Here is an 18,805-nt window from a genome sequence, read left to right as displayed (position 1 = left end):
TATTTTCGTAATTTTGCATAATGATCATCTCCTATAGGAAAGTTATGGTCATTTACACAAAATTTTATACGTTCTCATAAGAAGAGTCTAAGTGTCCCATAAAGCGTAGAAGGTGTCCCATAAACTAGCGGGAAGTGTCCTATAAAAGGTGATAAGTCGCCCATAAAGAGGGTTGCGCCCATAAGAAGGGCCTAAGTGTCCCATAAAAAGGAGCAATCCGCCCATAAAGCCAAATCTCTCCCCATAGAAGGTGTTTATGTGATGGCCCCCTACAATCCTAAGTGTTTCAAACAATTAGCTATAAAAAAAGTATCCAACCTAGAAAGGTCGGATACTTTATGAACAACTTTAAATGTTACGATTTAACATTCTTAGTCCATTTAAAATAACTAGAATGGTGCTTCCTTCATGTCCAATGACACCCATAGGCAAGTCTACTACTTGCAAAAAGTTGGAGATGATCAGAAGAGCGATTACTGTGATAGAAAAGAAAATGTTCTGTTTGACGATTCGTTGCATTTTTCGAGACATTTTCACAGCGTATGCTATTTTGCTTAAATCATTTTTCATTAGAATGACATCGGCAGTTTCTAATGCTACGTCTGTTCCTTCACCCATTGCAAATCCAGTTGTTGCTGTTGCCAAGGCAGGCGCATCGTTAATCCCATCGCCTACCATTCCAACAAATTTATGCTCTGCTAAAAGCTCCTTCATGTGTTGTACTTTAGTTTCTGGGAGACACTCCGCAATATACTGGTCAATTCCTGCTTCTTTAGCAATTACATTTGCCGTTTTTTCATTGTCCCCAGTTAGCATGACTGTTTTAATACCTAGTGATTGTAACAGCTTAATAGCTTCTTTAGCTTCCTCTCGAACTGTATCCTTCAAAGCAGCTGCGGCAGCTATTCCTTTACTATCACGCATAAATATTACAGTCTTTCCTTCCTCCGCTAGAGCAGCCGCAACTCCTCCTTGGAATGCAAAAGCCTCGTCTTTGTTTACAAACTCAGGTTTACCGACTAAGATTTCTTCGTCATTTATAGTAGCCTTTAGCCCAAATCCTGGTTTGTCTTCAATAGGAATAATTGGTAGCTGGCTGATTCCTTCCGCAAATGCGAATGTAGAAATTGCTTGAGCTAACGGGTGATTCGATTGTGATTCGATGGTAGCAAGCAATTTAAGTGCTGATAGTCGGTCTAAGTCATCTCGTACAAAGAAGTCTGTCACTACTGGCTTACCTTGAGTTAAGGTACCTGTTTTATCTAGAGCTATAGCTTTCATTTCACTTATATTTTCTAAGTGCATTCCACCCTTAAACAAAATGCCGCTTTTTGCACCGTTTGAAATTGCTGCTAGCGTAGCTGGCATGATGGATGCTACAAGGGCACAAGGGGAAGCAACTACTAATAAAACCATTGCTCGATAAAAAGTAGTGGTCCAATCCCAGTCAAGTAAGTAATGAGGGAGAACCATCATCACTGCAACAGCAATTAAAACTACTTTTACATAAGATCCTTCAAATCGTTCGATAAATTGTTGGGCTGGAGATTTTTCATCTTGAGCCGTTTGGACAAGATCGATTATTTTTTGAAACAAGGAATTTTCATTGGTTTTAGTCATTTCCATCGTAATCGCACCACTTAAATTTACTGTACCAGCAAAAAGTGTATCGTTCGGCTTCTTGGAAAGGGGGAGAGACTCACCACTTATAGCTGCTTCATCAACTGATGTTAAGCCATTAATGACGATACCGTCAGCAGGAATTCTTTCTCCTGGTTTCACAACAAGCTTGTCACCGAGTATTAAATCCTTTATAGATACGCGTGTAGTACTTCCATCTGCTTGAAGCTTCCATGCTTCCTCAGGTTGGAGTTCCATTAACGAAGAGATTTCTTTTTTGCTTTTATTCATTGTATACGTTTCTAAGGCACCACTTACTGCGAATATAAAAATGAGAATCGCACCTTCAGTCCAGTAACCAATTATGGATGAACCAATGGCTGCAAGAATCATTAGCATTTCTACATTTAATTCTTTTTCTTTTATCGTTGCTTCAATACCTTCTTTAGCCTTAGCAAATCCACCAATTAAAAAAGCTAACAGGTAGAAGATGATGGAGGCCATTTCAAAACCTGAATTGCCTATAAGCCAAGCGATTAATATTAAAAGACCAGAAAATAGTGCTGCAACTAGTTCTATATGGGGCATTACTTTAGATAAAAATGTATTTTTTTCTTCTATAGTTGACATTTAAATCCTCCTCTTGATATTGATTTTCATTATTATTTCTCTCTAAAATAAAGGAAAACTGGATTTTCACTAAGGAAAACCCAGTTAATTAAATTAAGTATTACTTTATAATTATTATAATCTAGAGAAATTTAACTGTCAACCATTTGATTTAAGCGAATACTGGTTCCTTGTACAAGGCTAATTTCTCTAATGAGGATTTATCTACATCTGCGTGAAGACTATTGCCGTGAGAGTCCATTGTAACAACAGCTGTGAAGTTTTCTACACGTAAATGCCACATTGCTTCAGGAATTCCAAATTCCATCAGATCAACACCTTCTACGTCTTTAATACAGTCTGCATAGTATTGAGCCGCACCGCCGATTGCGTTTAAATAAACACCACCATGCTCATGAAGGGCTGCTAGTGTTTTTGGTCCCATTCCACCTTTACCTATAACTGCGCGTATGCCAAACTTTTTCATAATGTCACCTTGATATGGCTCTTCGCGAATAGAGGTGGTAGGGCCTGCAGCACGGACATGCCATTTTCCAGCCTCGTCCTTCTGCATAACTGGACCACAATGATAAATAATATGGCCATCTAAATCAACTGGAGCATCGTGGCTCATTAAATGATGGTGGATAGCATCACGCCCTGTGTACATACGTCCAGTGATAGAAACAACATCGCCTACTTGAAGTGAGCGAATTTGTTCTTCTGTAATAGGAGCAGAAAGCTCGACCACTCTTTTTGGTGTTTCATTTTGAGCTTCATCTTTAAACTCAATTTTTTCACCATCTTGGTAATGCCATTCTGTAATATCTCCAGTAGAAGGATCAATATTGATGGCCATACGGCGATAAGCCCAGCAATTGTATGCTACTGATACATAGAAGCTTGCAGGAATACGGTGCATGACACCAATCTTACAACCTAGTAGAGTTGCCTCCCCACCAAAGCCCATTGTTCCAATTCCTAACGTATTCGCTTTTTCTACGATATAAGCTTCTAGTTTTGCTAAATCTTCATTTGGATTTATATCATCTACAGAGCGGAATAACTGCTCCTTTGCTAAATCGTATCCTGAAGAACGATCTCCACCAATTCCGACGCCTATAAAGCCTGCTGAGCAGCCTTGACCTTGAGCTTGATACACTGAATGCAGAATACATTTACGTATACCATCCAAGTCTCTCCCTGCACGACCAAGCCCCTCTAATTCAGTAGGTAGGCTATATTGTATGTTTTTGTTTTCACATCCGCCACCCTTAAGGATCAGCTTCATTTCTATGTAATTTTTTTCCCATTGTTCAAACTTAACTACTGGAACACCTTCTCCTAAGTTATCTCCACTGTTTTTTCCAGTTATAGAGTCTACAGAGTTAGGACGTAGCTTAGCGTCTTTTGTAGCAGCAACAATAGCTCGTTTAATAGCTTCCTTAATTTCTAGTTGGTTCACCCCAACTGGAGTTTTTACCTTGAAGGTAGGTAGTCCAGTGTCCTGGCAAATTGGAGAAATATTTTCATCTGCCATTTGAATATTATTTGTAATGGTATCTAAGCTCATTGCAGCGCGAGTGCCTTCATTTTCAGCAGCCTTTGCTTTTTGAATGGCTCTTCTTACATCCTTAGGTAAGTTGGTAGAAGTCTCGGTGATCAGTTCATAGATACTTTTCTCTAATTGTCTCATTTGCATTTAGTTATGCCCCTTTAAATGTAGTTACAAACATTAACAAGTATACTATTTTACAAGAATGAAAAAAAGAGCAGTATAAAAGGCATCAGAAATATAATTTTCCGATGCCTTTAAATACTACTCCTTAGAGTCTTTAAATTGTTCCATTTTTAGTTCTAAGTCATCCATCATTTGAATAAGTCTGTCTATATCTTCTAAATTAGTCGTCTCAGGTTCAATAGAATCAAGTACTTCTAAAAACATTTGAAGTCGGTCTTTTAAATAAGATACTTGTTGTTCTGAATTTGATATTTGTTTGCCCACAGAAAAACACCTCACTTTATAAGATAAGAATATAACAAGATGAACTTAAAAGATAGGTAAAAAGAGTTATTTTATAAATTAGTGTATTTAAAATATTTACACTATTCAGTTTATATGATAAAGTAACATTAAGTTATACGAAAGGAGGCCGTAGTGAAGAGTCGAAAACCAATTAACCATTTGAAGGAGGCGGTTCAGACATTTCACCGGCAAAATAGCCGCAAATGCAGTTATGAATACTCACAAGGATATAAGTAATATATAAAGGCTCAGTCAATCTTAAACGATATTGACTGGGCCTTTTGTTGTTTATAGAAAAGCTAATTTTTGTTATGATAACCTGTATGAAAATTAAATAGTGAAGAGGTTATCTTATGCAACAATTTACAGCTACAGAGAGCAGACGATTTAAAATTTTAGTTATTATTGTTTCAATTTCAGGTTTTTCTCAAGGAATGCTTTTACCACTAATCTCTGTAATTTTTGAGCAGGATGGGGTAAGCGCTACATTAAATGGGTTAAGTGCTACAGGTTTATACATAGGTACTTTATTAATATCACCTTTCATTGAGCTTCCCTTACGGAAATACGGATATAAGCCGATGATTGTAGTCGGTGGTCTTATAGTTATCGTTTCACTTCTACTTTTTCCTTTATGGAAAAGTGTTGCATTTTGGTTTGTCCTTCGGCTGTTAATAGGAATTGGTGATCATGCTCTTCATTTTTCTACTCAAACATGGATAACAAGTTTTTCTCCTCAGCATCGTTTGGGAAGAAATATAGCCATCTATGGATTATCTTTTGGAGTTGGCTTTGCAGTTGGTCCTTTGTTCGTTCAATTGGTAGAAATTTTTGAAGGACTTCCTTTTATCGTTTCTGGACTTTTATGTTTATGTGCATGGGTATTGGTGTTTTTTATAAAGAATGAGAAGCCCGAAGCCTTTTCCTCTTCAAACTCCGCAAATGGAACTTGGAAACGATTTGGTGCAGCCTTTGGAGTAGCATGGATAGCTTTTATCCCTCCGTTTAGCTATGGCTTTTTAGAATCATCTTTAAATGCGATCTATCCTGTATATGCGCTACGAAATTCGATAGAAATTAGTGATCTATCGTATATTCTAGCTGCATTTTCTATTGGTGGTGTAGTCTCTCAATTACCGCTTGGTATGCTGAGTGACCGCCTTGGAAGAAGACAGGTGCTATATAGTATGCTTGGATTGGGTGCTATCACATTCGGATTAGCCAGCTTTTTTGAGGCTTCTGCTATAATTGTAGGTACATTTTTCTTCATAGCAGGAACTTTTGTAGGTTCTACTTTTTCTCTTGGAATTGCATATATGACCGACCTCACACCAAAAGAGCTTTTACCAACAGGTAATTTAATTTGTGGTATATTTTTTAGCTTAGGAAGTCTATCAGGTCCTTTCTTTGGTGGGTTGTTCATTCAATTATTTGAGGGAGTCAGCTTTTTGTTACTTATTTCGCTACTATTAGGCGTAATGGCTATCATTATATTTTTTACTAAAACTAATCGTTCCAATACAGTATAACCAATTTCAAAAAATGGATTCAGACCACCAAAGTTCACGGAGCTATGGTGGTCTAATTTTATTTATTATTCTAACTTCTCCCAATTCTATTGACATTCAAGTTTCATTTATTATAATTGTAAAGCTTCATTTACATTTGATTTTTAAAGAAAAGGAGAACAATTTATGTGGTTTATATTTGCTCTAGTAACTGCCCTTGCATGGGGAGGAGCAGACTTATTTTATAAAAAGGGAACAGACCCTAAGGATAAATTTAGTCATCTTAAAATAGTTGTTATGGTAGGCTTGGTTATGGGAATCCACGGAACATTTTATATGCTCTTAAAGGGTATTCAATTTGATCCAATGGATATGTTGTTATACTTACCTGTGTCGGCCCTTTACATATTGTCAATGGCTATTGGTTATATAGGATTGAGATATTTAGAATTATCAATAGCATCGCCTGTTCAAAACTCATCCGGAGCTATTACAACCATTCTATTATTTATCTTCTTTACGCATTCGTTAAGTGCATTAGAAATAATTTCAATTATTATCATTACTCTAGGAGTAATTGGACTTGCCGTCTTTGAAAAACAAATGGAAAAACAAGTGCTTCAAGCAAACCCTAAGACGATAGATACGAAATACACGATTGGTTTTATGGCTATTATTTTCCCAATCTTATATGCCTTGATTGATGGGCTAGGCACTTTTGCAGATGCTGTGTATTTAGATGAGCTTAGTCTAATAGGAGAGGATGCAGCTCTACTTGCTTATGAGTTTACATTCTTTATTTGTGCTGTTGTTGCTTTTGTCTACCTAAAAGCTATTAAGAAGGTTCCATTTAATATATTTAAAGAGCGAGATAAAACAAGCGCTGCCATTTTAGAAACAATAGGTCAATTCTTTTATGTATTTGCTATGTCTTCAAATGCAATTATTGCAGCACCAATCATTGCTTCATATAGTATTTTTTCAGTACTACTCTCCAGAATCTTTTTGAAGGAGAAGCTCACGAAAAAGCAATATGCTGTAATTATTGTAGTGATTGTCGGAATTGCACTATTAGGAATTGCAGATGAACTATAAAAGATGCTAGGACAAGACTAAAAAAACACTATTTTTCTCATCGAGAAAATAGTGTTTTTTTGCATAAAGAAAATTGATTTCCATTCCGGGTACGCTTTCCGGGGGCACGGCTCGAGTCTGTAGTCTCTCACTCGTGCTGTTCCCCCAGGAGTCGCCCCTTCACTGCAATCAATTTAAAGATTATCAGATGCTTACTAGGGATAAAAGCTACTTGTTTTTGAAAATTACGCTTATGTCCCAGCCTCGTTTGTTTGTATTACGGTTTTAAAACAAATTTAATGCTTTCTTCTTCATGGTCATGGAATATTTTATATGCTTCACTAGCCTGCTCAAGTGGAACGCTATGTGTAATGATTTGTGTAGGGTCAACGTCACCTTTTGTAATCATTTCATATATCTTTGGCATATAGTGTACTACAGGCGCTTGTCCTGTTTTAATATTAATATTTCGCTCGAAAATATTTCCAAGAGGGAACATATTGTAATTCGATCCATATACACCGGTTAATTGAATTGTACCAAATTTACGTACAGCATCAATTCCAATATCAAGGGCACTTAAAGTACCACCTTGGAGTTTTAGTTTTTGCCCAACTTTTTCTAATGTAGACATTTTACCATCCATACCTACACAGTCGATTACAACATCTACACCACCATTTGTGATTTCTCGAATATATTTTCCCATGTGATCATACTCTTCAAAGTTATACGCTTCAACTTTATTCATCTTTACAGCATGATTCAAACGATATGGTAAATGATCGACAGCTATAACACGCTTAGCACCTTTCATCCAAGCAAACTTCTGTACCATTAATCCGATAGGTCCTGATCCTAAAACAGCGACCGTATCGCCTTCTTTCATACCTGAATGCTCTACGCTCCAGTAAGCTGTAGGTAGAACATCTGAGAGAAATAATAATGATTCATCCTCTAGCTCACAAGACTCAGGTATTTTAAATGGTAAATAATTTCCGTATGGTACGCGTAAATACTCTGCTTGACCTCCAGGATAGTCACCGTATCGTTCTGTAAATCCAAAGTATGCTCCGGAATCTATTACCGGATTTTCATTGGAATTGTCACACTGACTTTCCATTTCATTTTGACAATAAAAGCATTCACCACAGGAAATGTTAAAAGGAATTACAACGCGGTCACCCTTTTTAACTTTTGTAACAGAGGGGCCAACTTCTTCAACTATTCCCATTGGTTCGTGACCAATTACATAATCCTTACGAGCTGGCACTGCACCTCTGTAAATATGTAAATCGGACCCGCAAATAGCTGTAGTAGTAATACGCACGACAATATCATCGCTTTTTTCAATTTTTGCATCTGGTACTTCTTTTACTTGAACATCTTTTGCACCTTGATAAGTAACAGCCTTCAAATGATCTCCTCCTATTAATAAGTACTTTTTCTATAATAATTATTACCCTAAGTAAGGTAAAAAAACTCTTTTTTGAAAGAATCAGTCTTTTATTATTTTGTTAAGAGTATCTTCTTTTCCATTCTCATTATTAGGTAAAATGGATAACTCTCCGTTTGGCTCCAAAATGACAGCACGGACTTCTTCCATAGATAAATTACTTTCTAAACGAACAGCTTGAATCATTTCATCTTTACGAATTCGTTCCTTCTCCATCGTTTTAACGAAAAAATTACCATTGTAAAAGAGTAATGCTGGATCGCTAGTAACTACATCATCAAATGTATTACTTTTCCTACTACTAAAAGAAAAAATCCATTGTAAAGCTACCAATACAAATAATGCAGCTATCCCATCAAAAATGGAAATCTTACTATCGAGCATGATAGTAGCTAATACGGATCCAATAGAAACAGTAATAACAAGATCAAAAGCATTTAGCTGAGCAAGTGACCGTTTACCAGCTACCCTTAATAAGATAATCAAGAAAATATAAGCCATTATGCCTAACAAGAATATTCGTCCAATTTCCATCCAGTTTAAATCAAACAATTATTAGCCTCCTAAAAATGTTTATTTTTCTTTACCACCATCTATATAAATAAAACATGAAGAATGCTAACAACTTAAAGAATAGGAGTGGATTCATGAAAAAATTTTATATGTTTTTGTTAATTTTAATACTTTCCTGTATATTAGCGGCATGTAGTCAGAAAGAGAATAGTACCAAAACTGAAACTGATATAACGGAGGAAGTAAATGAGGAACACGACCACAATCACGATGATCACGAGGGCCATGACCACGAAGAAGATATTGTTGAATTAGATTATAAAAAATTAGATGAAGCAATTGCAAAAGTCCTAAATGAGATTCCGAGCTTCTCAGTTCAAAGTGAAATAGAGAGAGGTACAAAAGAAGATCTTGCTAACTATTTTAATGCAGATAAAATGGAGTTTCGCTTAAAGGTAGAGCGTGTTATAGGCAATCAGGAGTATAATAGTGAAGAACTAAAGGCATATGCCGAATACTATGTGGAAGAGAACTTATTAGCAATTGATATCGCTAAGAAAAAGTATAATATTGAAGTTACTAAATCAGAGGTAACAAGTTTTATAGAGGAAAATGTAAAAGCTGTAGTGCCAGAAGAGAAGAAGCTATATGCGAATAGTATAGGGATCACTTTAGAGGAACTAGACAACGTTTTTGATAGGGACATCTATATAATGGACGTGCTATGGTCTAAGCTTACTCCCATACTAATGGAAAAGCATCCCCAGGCTGTTGGGGAAAGCGAAGTAGAATATATGAATAGACTCACGAATGACTTCTATGATGTATAAGAGAATACTAATTGAGTCAATTTCGCAATTACTTGAGTTTTATATGAATAAGTAGAATTGATTTCCGCTCTGGCGGACGCTTCTTCGCGGGGAAGGGGGAGCGATAAGCCATCACCCATAGCTTACGCTCGTATTGTGATGGGTTATCTGTTTCACTCATCCCCTAAAACTCACTGAAATCGGGACAATCCAAACAGAGAGAATTTATAAATGAATTTACTCAGTTGAATAATCGCACTCGACGACAGAAATGGTAATGGGGTAAGTCTGTCTCTTTTAGTAGGTTAATAATTCTTCTTTTGAAACAATACGCCACTCATTTGCTGCAAGTTTGTCTATATAGTCATTGATACAAATTTCCTCTAAATTACTTGCAAGTGGATGTAGAGATACATAGCATTCATTTGTCTCATAATTTATAGTAACTTTCACAACCTCATATCCATTATGAAATCTTGCGTCAAATCCAGGGTCATCAATTATATCTCCTTTAACAGGTCGAATCGTTGATTCAAATGTTTTCATTACCATTTGAGTCCTATTATTTTCTATTTGTTCTTTCGAAGATGTTAGAAAAATGAGCATTTTAATTTTCATTGTTTATCTCCCTTAAATCAATTAATTTGTTATTTATAGTTTGTATCATGTCACCAAAAAGTTCCCTCATAAAAAATATAAAACTAAGCTCTCAAACCTATTTTTCGTAAGCTTTTTTAGAGGATAAATAATTCTATAGCGCTTCATCTTTTTCCAACTTCATAGAAGGATGACAGTGACAGTCAATTGTATGGTCATTGATCATTCCAACTGCCTGCATATACGAATAACAGACTTTACTTCCTACAAATACAAAGCCATCCTTTTTAAGACGCTTACTCATTGTATCGCTTAGCTCATTGAAGATAGGGACTTCATTTATAGAAGTCCAATGATTGAGGATAGGGGTTCCATTTACAAAACTCCAAATGTAATTAGAAAAAGATCCATGTTCTTTTTGAATTCGGAGGAATGCATGTGCATTTGTCAACACACTAAGTATTTTTAAACGATTTCGGACGATCCCGCTGTCTTCTCGGAGAGATTGAATTTTATCCTCAGTGTATTGAATGATTTTATGAGCATCAAAGTGATCAAATGCTTGACGATAATTATCTCGTTTCTGTAGAATTGTCCACCAACTCAAACCAGCTTGAGCTCCTTCTAAGCATAACATCTCAAATAATAGCCTATCCTCATAAATAGGAACGCCCCATTCATTGTCATGATAGTCTAAGTATAAAGGATCTTTTCCAACCACCCACGCACATCTAGTAACCAATGTCATCAACCTTTCTAAAAGGGAACGTATATTCTATTTTTATTGTAAGGTAAATTCAGAAAAATAGCAATATATATAGACTAGAGTGTATATGAAAAAAGCCTTTTGAAATAGCTTTGTTAAAGTTAATAGTTGATTTTGATTAAAGAATTCTTTTTTATGTGACTATAAACATTACAAAAGTGATGATTCAAATGACTATTAAGAACATAAGTAGGTTATAAATTAGGGGGAGTGACAGTTTTTGGCTTAGTTTAGGAGTGTAAATTTATAAAGCACCAGACGGCGACTCCTACTAGATGTGGGAAACAGATCAGACAAAACAACCACGCGCTTTCCTCGGGGTGATGGCTGATTGCTTACTCCAAGGAAAGAGCCCGGCTGGTGCGAAAAATCAATTCTACTTTCTCATTTAGTGATTTCTTTGCACCATAAATCAGCCCAACCCTATAACATAGCCTTTGAAAAAAAGAGCTTCGAAAATTCTACTGTTCGTAGTATTTTCAAAGCTCTTGTTATTCCATATTATCGATCTTTATCTTCATCGCCCCAGCACTCTACTTCTCCAATGTCAGGAACATTTTTCTTGTAGAATACAGGATCTAAACCTTTTTTACGTTGTGATACATAATCATTAATAACACGTTTAGCAATCTTCCAAAGCATTAAAATAGCTAACAGGTTAATGATTGCCATTACAGCCATAAAGAGATCCGCTAAGTCCCAAACTAACTGAACTTTTGCAACAGAACCAAACATAACGAAAGCCACTACTAGCACACGGAAAATAAGCAGCATAGTTTTAGATTCCTTGATAAAACCGATGTTCGTTTCCCCGTAGTAGTAATTCCCTATTACTGAGCTGAAGGCAAACATGAATATAGCTATAGCTAAAAATGTACCTGCCCAGCCACCTAAATTATCAACTAAAGAAACTTGTGTCAGGTTGACCGAGGCAGCTTCTGAATGAAGGTACGCATCGCTCATTAAAACAATAGCAGCAGTTGATGTACAAACAATGATTGTATCGATAAATACACCGAGTGTTTGAATAAGCCCTTGTTTTACAGGGTGAGTTACTGACGCAGTAGCAGCTGCGTTTGGCGCAGAACCCATACCAGCTTCATTTGAGAATAACCCTCGTTTAATCCCATTCATGATAGCAGCTCCGACCATACCAGCAAAAGCCTCTTCGAAGCCAAAAGCAGATTTGAATATAAGGATGAATACATTTGGTAGCTCACTAATATTCAAAAATACTACAAGAAGAGCAACTGCAATATATGCTATTGCCATAACTGGTACTAAAATTTGCGTAACGCTAACTATACGTTTAAGACCACCAAAAACAATGACAGCAGTAATAATAGATAAAATAACTCCAACTACTACTCGGCTTGATCCGAAGCTTTCTTCAAATGCAATAGTAATTGTATTAGCTTGTACCGCGTTGAATACAAAGCCATAGGTGAGGGAGATAACCACTGCAAAGAGAATTCCCATCCACCGCTTGTTTAAGCCTTTTTCCATGTAATAGGCTGGACCACCGCGATACATTCTACCATCTTTTACTTTATATACTTGTGCTAAAGTGCTTTCAATTAAAGAAGATGCTCCACCGATAATAGCGATCATCCACATCCAAAAAATAGCTCCAGGACCACCAAGTGCAATAGCCGTTGCAACCCCAGCAATGTTACCAGTCCCTATGCGAGAGGCAGCTGATATTGTAAATGCCTGAAAGGAGGAAACACCTTTTTTTCCTGTACTATCGATCGTGGCTTTTTCCGAAACAACACGGAACATTTCTGGTATTAATCTAATCTGAATAAATCTAGTTTTTATTGTAAAAAACAATCCCACTCCTACTAAGAGTACGATCAGGATGTAGGAATATAAAGCATTATTCACATCCTGTAACATGCTTTCAAACAAATCCATTATTAATTCCTCCTAAAAATCGGTAACGCTTATTATGTAATCTTGATATATAGATTGCTTTTATTACGCTATTCTATAACACCTCACAAGAATAAAGTGAAATGTGCTGGATAAATAAATAGAGCTGGTTTATAAAAACCAACTCTTTATTTACTAACTGCAATATTACAATTACTAATAATTTTATAACAAAAAAATCAAAGAGGAAAGCGTAAATATATTATATGTACAGGAGATATAAAAAAATATGGATAAAAAGATAGCTCTTTTTATCCATAAATTAGTTAAAGAGGAGATAGCTCTGCTCTTTCCTTATCTGTAAATACACGAGAATGAATATGAAATGAAATTCCTTCTGTACTTTCAAGAGAAAAGGCAGCTCCCATGCCATCAACAACATCTAATATTAGCTGTGTATGCTGCCAATAAGTATAGTGGGACTGATGCATATAATATGGTGCATTTCCAACAGTACCAAGAAGCAAGTCACGACTTCCTATATAGAAGTCACCTTGCTTATAGCACATTGGAGCAGAACCATCGCAGCAGCCAGCAGACTGTACGAACATAATTGCCCCATGCTTTGCCTCAAGCTCTTGAATTAGATCAAGAGCTTTATCCGTTGCTACGATGCGTTCTACCATTCTGTCATCTCATTTCTAACTTCTTAGAAGAAGCCCATTGCAGATTTATTGTAGCTTACTAACATACATTTTGTTTGTTGGTAATGCTCAAGCATCATTAAGTGGTTTTCGCGACCGATACCTGATTGTTTGTAACCGCCAAATGCAGCATGTGCTGGGTATTGGTGATATGTGTTTGTCCAAACACGACCTGCTTGGATTGCACGACCTGCACGGTAAGCAGTGTCAATGTTACGAGACCAAACACCAGCTCCTAAACCAAACTCAGAATCGTTAGCAATTTCCATTGCTTCGTCAAAGTCTTTGAATGTTGTAACAGAAAGTACTGGTCCAAAGATTTCTTCTTGGAAAATACGCATTTTGTTGTCGCCTTTAAATACTGTTGGAGCAATATAGTAACCGCCTTCGTGGTCACCTTCTAATTTATTTTGAGTTCCACCGATTAACAATTCAGCGCCTTCTTCTTTACCTATTTCGATATAAGAAAGAATTTTTTGTAATTGTTGGTTAGAAGCTTGAGCACCCATCATAACTTCTGTATCAAGTGGGTTACCAATTTTAATTGCTTTAATGCGTTCTAATGCACGCTCCATGAATTTTTCATAGATTGATTCTTGAACAAGTGCACGAGATGGACAAGTACAAATTTCACCTGAGTTAAGTGCGAATAATACTAAACCTTCGATTGCTTTGTCTAAGTACTCATCATCTGCATCCATAACATCCTCGAAGAATACGTTAGGTGATTTACCACCAAGCTCTAATGTTACAGGGATAATATTTTCAGTTGCATATTGCATGATCAAACGACCAACACCAGTAGAACCAGTGAATGCTACTTTTTGAATACGTGGGTTAGTTGCAAGTGGTTTCCCAACTTCTGCACCGAAACCGTTTACAACGTTTAAAACGCCTTTTGGTAAAATATCTTGAATAAGCTCTAAAAGGACCATTAATGAAGCAGGTGTTTGTTCAGCAGGCTTCATAACGATTGTATTACCAGCAGCTAAAGCTGGAGCGATTTTCCAAACAGCCATTAATAATGGGAAGTTCCAAGGAATAATTTGTCCAACTACACCGATTGGCTCGTGGAAGTGGTATGCTACAGTATCGTTATCGATCTGGCTGATTCTACCTTCTTGAGCACGGATAGCTCCTGCAAAATAACGGAAGTGGTCAATTGCTAGTGGGATGTCAGCATTCAATGTTTCACGAACTGCTTTACCATTGTCCCAAGTTTCAGCAACTGCAATTTTTTCTAGGTTTTGTTCCATGCGATCTGCAATTTTGTTTAAAATAATTGCGCGATAAGCTACAGATGTTTGAGCCCAAGCACCTTTAGCAGCATGAGCAGCATCTAATGCAAGCTCAATGTCAGCTTCAGTGGAGCGAGCTGCTTGAGTAAATACTTTACCGGTAAGTGGTGAAACTACATCAAAGTACTCTCCATTAACTGGAGCTACCCATTCTCCACCGATAAAGTTATCATAACGTTCTTTAAAATCAACTACTGCACCAGCAGTATTAGGATTAGCATAAATCATATATCTTACCCCCAAATTTTTATAGTGCGATTTGCTAGACGTCAGACGACGTTGTAGCAATAATCAAATCATGCACCAATTAAAAAAAGAATGCAAGATGAATTTTCAATTTTTATTCACATTTTAAAATAAAAGTTTCTTTTTAATATTGAAAATATACAATTGGTTTTATTACTACAAATTGCCATAAGTAGTTGGTCTATAACAAGATTAAGCTAATAAGATAAGGGAGAGTATATGTGTTTTATAACAGTTGAAAAATGAATATACATGTATTTTTATACAGTTTAATTAATTCCTAATGCTGTTTCTAATGAGCCTATGAATCATTCCATAAAGTAGGTTTTTTTCCTCTAGTCGAGCGTTCGCCCATTTCATAAGATCAACAACAGCCACCTTGGCACAAATATTTTATTCTTTTGAGAAGTGAGAGACATAACTAGTCTCACAATTTAAAAAACGTGAAATCGAATATTTCCGATTTCACGTTTTCATTTATAGAGCAAGTCCATAAACTTTCTACTTTAGTTGTTTGAAGAGGAGGTGGAGACTACTGCAGGAATAGCGTGAGCGTAAAAGCCTAAGCAGGAGCAAGCCGAGGAGATTGAAGCTTCGCCCCCTGCAACTCGAAAACAATTACAGATCACTGGAATAGAAGCTCCGAAAACTTTACCAGGTCGTAAAATGTTCGAGGCTGTTTCTTTTCGGAGAGTGTTGTCCGTACCCCAATAGTTAACCTCTATATTTAATAGCTAATCCCTTTAAGAAATTCCGGGCAAATTTATCGCCACATTCTTTATAGTTACGGTGGCCTTCCTTGCGTAGGATGGCACTTAGTTCGCTTTTCGTGATAGCCACTCTAGCTTCCTCCAAGATATCAATCATGTCCTCACTTGTTAAAGTAAGTGCAATCTTTACTTTTTTTAGAAGCATGTTATTAACACTTTCTGTACTACCAGATGTAGAGGGAGGGGCCACTGGTTGTCCTGGCTTTGGCTCCTGGGGTCCTCTTTTAAAAGTAATAAGACCATTTAAAAAGGCTTCTAACGTTTTATTGTTGCACTTGATTTGATTGTCATCATCCTCAATATCATCTTCATATTCATTATCAAAGTGATCCTTGGATTTAGTTAAAAGCTTCAACACATCTTCTTTTGAAATTTCTATACCACCAAGCTTAAAGATTTCTACCATTTCTTTGTTCTTGATATCTAAAGCGTATCGCAAACGTATTAATATGTCGTTATTTTCCATTTTATATGAATCCTCCTAGCAATATCAAAATACATCCTCAGTTATGTAATAGCCTTCCCGGTAAAGGGATAAACGATTAGAAGAAAATCCGAAAATCATTCAGATTCTCGGATCCTTCTTACATAATGTGCAATTATTTAAGTGTAAGTAGTGTAACTACTTCAATATGGGCTGTTTGAGGGAACATGTCCACGGGCTGCATATATTGAACATCATAAAGCTTCGTTAGCTCCTGCAGATCCTTTGCAAGAGTTGAAGGGTTACAGGAAGTATAAACAAAGCGTTTTGGTTTTATCTCTAATACTGTTTTTAGTAGTTCCTCGTCTAAACCAGTTCTAGGAGGATCTACTGTTAGCACGTCAGGTACAAAGCCTTCACTCTGCCATTGCTTCAACCATTTCTTTGCAGTGCCATGAACATACTTTGTGTTATCAAAGCCGTTGCGTTTCGCATTTTTCTTAGCGTCCTTAATGGACTCTTCGATAATATCCATACCACGAACCTCTTTAGCATTTTTAGCTAACCAAAGTCCGATTGTCCCGACACCACAATAAGCATCAACGACAGTTTCCTTACCAGTTAATTCGGCTGCCTTTTCAATTTCATCATATAAATGCTCAGTTTGTTCCGGATTTAGCTGGAAGAAGGCGCGAGCCGATAGGTCAAAAGCTAATTCTCCAAGCTTCTCATGAATAATTTCTTTACCAAATAAATTAAAAGTTGTGTCACCGAATACTAACGATGTTTTTCCAGGATTAATATTTTGGCTAATGGATACGATATTAGAATCGATTTTACGAATCATTTGTACAAGGTCTTCTTTGTTGGGCATTTTCTTTTGTGTTGTAACTAATGTTACTTGAATTTGTCCAGTTTTCATCCCAGTTCTCACAACAATAGTACGAACAATACCTTGAGGATTTTTCTCGTCATATATAGGTATTTTAAGCTCTTTTAAGTAGGCTTTAATTTCATTTGTAATCTTAGTGGTAGCAGGATGTTGAACCATACATTCATTAATATCAATTAACTTGTTAGATCCTTCTGCATATAAACCAGCAATTACATCATTACCAAGCTGTCTTGTTTGGAATTGGCTTTTGTTTCGATACAGCCAAGGATTTTCCATTCCAAGTGTAGGTTTTACCTCAATTGACGGAGCAAGGTCTCTCACATAACGCTCAAGGGCTTGAATGACTATGTCTCTTTTTTCAATAAGCTCTCGTTCATAGGTCATATGTTGAAGCTGGCAACCTCCACATGCCTCATAAACAGGGCATGGTGGTTTTACTCTGTCTGGAGAAGCTTGACGAATTTTTTTTATCGTTGCTTCCGCATACTTTGGATTTACAGTAGTTACTTCAGCAGTTACTACCTCTCCAGGAAGTGCTCCCTTAACGAAAACTACATTTCGTTTAAAGAAGCCAACTCCTTCTCCATTAATACCAAGTCTTTTTATAGTAAGTGGAAATTGTTGTCCCACCTGTATTGCTGTTTGTTCTTTCATTATTTCCTTCACGTCCTTTATCAACCAATAAAACAGTATAACTTTTTTATGGGGTTGGTTGCAAGCAAAAGGTGCCAGTTAAAAAACTGGCACCTTAGTTACATTATATCTATTATAAAGGAAATTACTGTGGAAGAGAATACTCAGGTATATCCAATTTGGATATATTGAGGTCATTGATCTTTCCAAAGGAATATCCGCGTTTTTTCGCTTCTTTGATAAATGCCGGAAGACCCTCAGCATTGTCAGGTGAAACCGTGTGCATAAGAATAATAGCGCCAGGATGGATTTGTGTAATAAGCTCATTATAAGCATATTGTCCACCCTTTTTTTGATCCCTATGCCAGTCGATAAAAGCAACAGACCAGAAAAAATGCTGGTGACCAATTTCGTTTGCAGCTGCTAGCACATCTTCATCAAAGATTCCTTCCGGTGGTCTCGTGACAGTTGTTCTTTCTAAAGAAGTGAGCTCTTTTAGTCGGTTATCAAATTTTTGTAATTCCTTTTTTATTTCATCCTTTGACAGCTTAGCTAGGTTTGGATGTCCATAGGAATGGTTACCTATTTGATGTCCGTCTTCAATCATCCGTTTTACTAGTGGTGTGGCACTTTCGAGGTAATGACCAGTTAAAAAGAAGGTGGCGCTAATGTTCTCTTTCTTTAATGTATCTAAAATGCTTTCCGTATAGCCGTTTTCATAGCCATTATCAAATGTCAGGTAAATAACCTTTTTGTTAGCTGGCCCTTTATAAATGGCTCCATGCTTTTCTAATAATGCATCCAGCTCTGCTCCGGCCTCTGGTGGTACCTCATCTCTGGCTTTTTTAAAACCCCAGTGAATTTCTTTTGCTTCCGCGGTAAATGGCTCATAGGAAAAGCCGAGGCTTATAATAAAGGCTGCTATAATAATTCCTATTACATGATGCTTCCACATGATTTTTGCTCCTTTTTAATATATATT

General features: G+C 36.7%; 16 protein-coding genes. 3 read left to right on the top strand and 13 right to left on the bottom strand.

Annotated features, from left to right (window positions below):
- Window positions 1–348: 348 nt before the first annotated feature.
- The 3 genes from HF876_RS14585 to HF876_RS14575 form a co-directional block, all read right to left on the bottom strand.
- On the bottom strand, window positions 349–2,250 hold the full coding sequence (locus HF876_RS14585) for a heavy metal translocating P-type ATPase (RefSeq protein ID WP_169360781.1): 1,902 nt from the start codon (window positions 2,248–2,250) through the stop codon (window positions 349–351).
- Between the two features lie 151 nt (window positions 2,251–2,401).
- A complete protein-coding gene (locus HF876_RS14580; RefSeq protein ID WP_277347133.1) occupies window positions 2,402–3,931 on the bottom strand; it encodes a fumarate hydratase in 1,530 nt (509 codons plus the stop codon).
- A gap of 117 nt (window positions 3,932–4,048) precedes the next feature.
- On the bottom strand, window positions 4,049–4,234 hold the full coding sequence (locus HF876_RS14575; protein WP_169360745.1) for an SE1561 family protein: 186 nt from the start codon (window positions 4,232–4,234) through the stop codon (window positions 4,049–4,051).
- A gap of 374 nt (window positions 4,235–4,608) precedes the next feature.
- Between HF876_RS14575 and HF876_RS14570 the strand changes: the two genes are divergently transcribed.
- Together HF876_RS14570 and HF876_RS14565 are read left to right on the top strand one after the other, a co-directional pair.
- Window positions 4,609–5,784, top strand: a complete 1,176-nt coding sequence (locus tag HF876_RS14570; protein WP_169360780.1) for an MFS transporter — start codon at window positions 4,609–4,611, stop codon at window positions 5,782–5,784.
- Window positions 5,785–5,949: 165 nt separating this feature from the next.
- A complete protein-coding gene (locus HF876_RS14565) occupies window positions 5,950–6,858 on the top strand; it encodes an EamA family transporter (protein WP_169360779.1) in 909 nt (302 codons plus the stop codon).
- Between the two features lie 256 nt (window positions 6,859–7,114).
- Here HF876_RS14565 and HF876_RS14560 read toward each other — a convergent pair whose 3' ends face one another.
- Both HF876_RS14560 and HF876_RS14555 read right to left on the bottom strand, forming a co-directional pair.
- The gene (locus HF876_RS14560) at window positions 7,115–8,254 is read right to left on the bottom strand and encodes a zinc-dependent alcohol dehydrogenase (RefSeq protein ID WP_169360778.1); all 1,140 of its coding nucleotides are present in this window, start codon (window positions 8,252–8,254) and stop codon (window positions 7,115–7,117) included.
- A gap of 81 nt (window positions 8,255–8,335) precedes the next feature.
- Complete coding sequence (locus tag HF876_RS14555) at window positions 8,336–8,845, bottom strand: DUF421 domain-containing protein (RefSeq protein ID WP_169360777.1); 510 nt, start codon at window positions 8,843–8,845, stop codon at window positions 8,336–8,338.
- Window positions 8,846–8,940: 95 nt separating this feature from the next.
- Here HF876_RS14555 and HF876_RS14550 point away from each other — a divergent pair, with 95 nt between their 5' ends.
- Window positions 8,941–9,636: a hypothetical protein gene (locus HF876_RS14550; protein WP_169360776.1), complete on the top strand. Its 696-nt coding sequence runs from the start codon at window positions 8,941–8,943 to the stop codon at window positions 9,634–9,636.
- Window positions 9,637–9,912: 276 nt separating this feature from the next.
- On the opposite strand, the gene HF876_RS14545 is transcribed toward HF876_RS14550, so the two are convergent.
- The 8 genes from HF876_RS14545 to HF876_RS14510 all read right to left on the bottom strand — a co-directional run bounded on the left by HF876_RS14545 (window position 9,913) and on the right by HF876_RS14510 (window position 18,778).
- A complete protein-coding gene (locus HF876_RS14545; protein WP_240949783.1) occupies window positions 9,913–10,161 on the bottom strand; it encodes a hypothetical protein in 249 nt (82 codons plus the stop codon).
- A 205-nt stretch (window positions 10,162–10,366) separates the two neighbouring features.
- Window positions 10,367–10,954 carry a DNA-3-methyladenine glycosylase I gene (locus HF876_RS14540; protein ID WP_240949782.1) on the bottom strand — a complete coding sequence of 196 codons (588 nt, stop codon included), beginning with the start codon at window positions 10,952–10,954 and terminating at the stop codon, window positions 10,367–10,369.
- Between the two features lie 525 nt (window positions 10,955–11,479).
- Complete coding sequence (locus HF876_RS14535; RefSeq protein WP_169360773.1) at window positions 11,480–12,895, bottom strand: alanine/glycine:cation symporter family protein; 1,416 nt, start codon at window positions 12,893–12,895, stop codon at window positions 11,480–11,482.
- A 284-nt stretch (window positions 12,896–13,179) separates the two neighbouring features.
- A complete protein-coding gene (locus HF876_RS14530; RefSeq protein ID WP_169360772.1) occupies window positions 13,180–13,539 on the bottom strand; it encodes a DUF779 domain-containing protein in 360 nt (119 codons plus the stop codon).
- A 23-nt stretch (window positions 13,540–13,562) separates the two neighbouring features.
- Window positions 13,563–15,083, bottom strand: coding sequence for an acetaldehyde dehydrogenase ExaC (exaC, locus tag HF876_RS14525; RefSeq protein WP_169360771.1), 1,521 nt, complete (start codon window positions 15,081–15,083; stop codon window positions 13,563–13,565).
- A gap of 732 nt (window positions 15,084–15,815) precedes the next feature.
- On the bottom strand, window positions 15,816–16,337 hold the full coding sequence (locus HF876_RS14520) for a YehS family protein (protein WP_169360770.1): 522 nt from the start codon (window positions 16,335–16,337) through the stop codon (window positions 15,816–15,818).
- Between the two features lie 133 nt (window positions 16,338–16,470).
- Window positions 16,471–17,844: a 23S rRNA (uracil(1939)-C(5))-methyltransferase RlmD gene (gene rlmD / locus HF876_RS14515; protein ID WP_169360769.1), complete on the bottom strand. Its 1,374-nt coding sequence runs from the start codon at window positions 17,842–17,844 to the stop codon at window positions 16,471–16,473.
- 124 nt (window positions 17,845–17,968) lie between these two features.
- Window positions 17,969–18,778 (bottom strand): polysaccharide deacetylase family protein, encoded by an 810-nt coding sequence (locus tag HF876_RS14510; RefSeq protein WP_169360768.1) that lies wholly within the window; start codon window positions 18,776–18,778, stop codon window positions 17,969–17,971.
- Window positions 18,779–18,805: the final 27 nt, after the last annotated feature.

The organism is Psychrobacillus sp. BL-248-WT-3 (assembly GCF_012843435.1).
Lineage (GTDB): Bacteria > Bacillota > Bacilli > Bacillales_A > Planococcaceae > Psychrobacillus.
This window is presented reverse-complemented; position numbering and strand designations above follow the sequence as displayed.

Coding starts and splice junctions, on each gene's coding strand:
- HF876_RS14585 (WP_169360781.1), bottom strand. CDS start 2,250: ATGTCAACTATAGAAGAAAAAAATACATTTTTATCTAAAGTAATGCCC.
- HF876_RS14580 (WP_277347133.1), bottom strand. CDS start 3,931: ATGCAAATGAGACAATTAGAGAAAAGTATCTATGAACTGATCACCGAG.
- HF876_RS14570 (WP_169360780.1), top strand. CDS start 4,609: ATGCAACAATTTACAGCTACAGAGAGCAGACGATTTAAAATTTTAGTT.
- HF876_RS14565 (WP_169360779.1), top strand. CDS start 5,950: ATGTGGTTTATATTTGCTCTAGTAACTGCCCTTGCATGGGGAGGAGCA.
- HF876_RS14550 (WP_169360776.1), top strand. CDS start 8,941: ATGAAAAAATTTTATATGTTTTTGTTAATTTTAATACTTTCCTGTATA.
- HF876_RS14545 (WP_240949783.1), bottom strand. CDS start 10,161: ATGAAAACATTTGAATCAACGATTCGACCTGTTAAAGGAGATATAATT.
- HF876_RS14535 (WP_169360773.1), bottom strand. CDS start 12,895: ATGGATTTGTTTGAAAGCATGTTACAGGATGTGAATAATGCTTTATAT.
- HF876_RS14530 (WP_169360772.1), bottom strand. CDS start 13,539: ATGGTAGAACGCATCGTAGCAACGGATAAAGCTCTTGATCTAATTCAA.
- exaC (WP_169360771.1), bottom strand. CDS start 15,083: ATGATTTATGCTAATCCTAATACTGCTGGTGCAGTAGTTGATTTTAAA.
- HF876_RS14520 (WP_169360770.1), bottom strand. CDS start 16,337: ATGGAAAATAACGACATATTAATACGTTTGCGATACGCTTTAGATATC.
- rlmD (WP_169360769.1), bottom strand. CDS start 17,844: ATGAAAGAACAAACAGCAATACAGGTGGGACAACAATTTCCACTTACT.
- HF876_RS14510 (WP_169360768.1), bottom strand. CDS start 18,778: ATGTGGAAGCATCATGTAATAGGAATTATTATAGCAGCCTTTATTATA.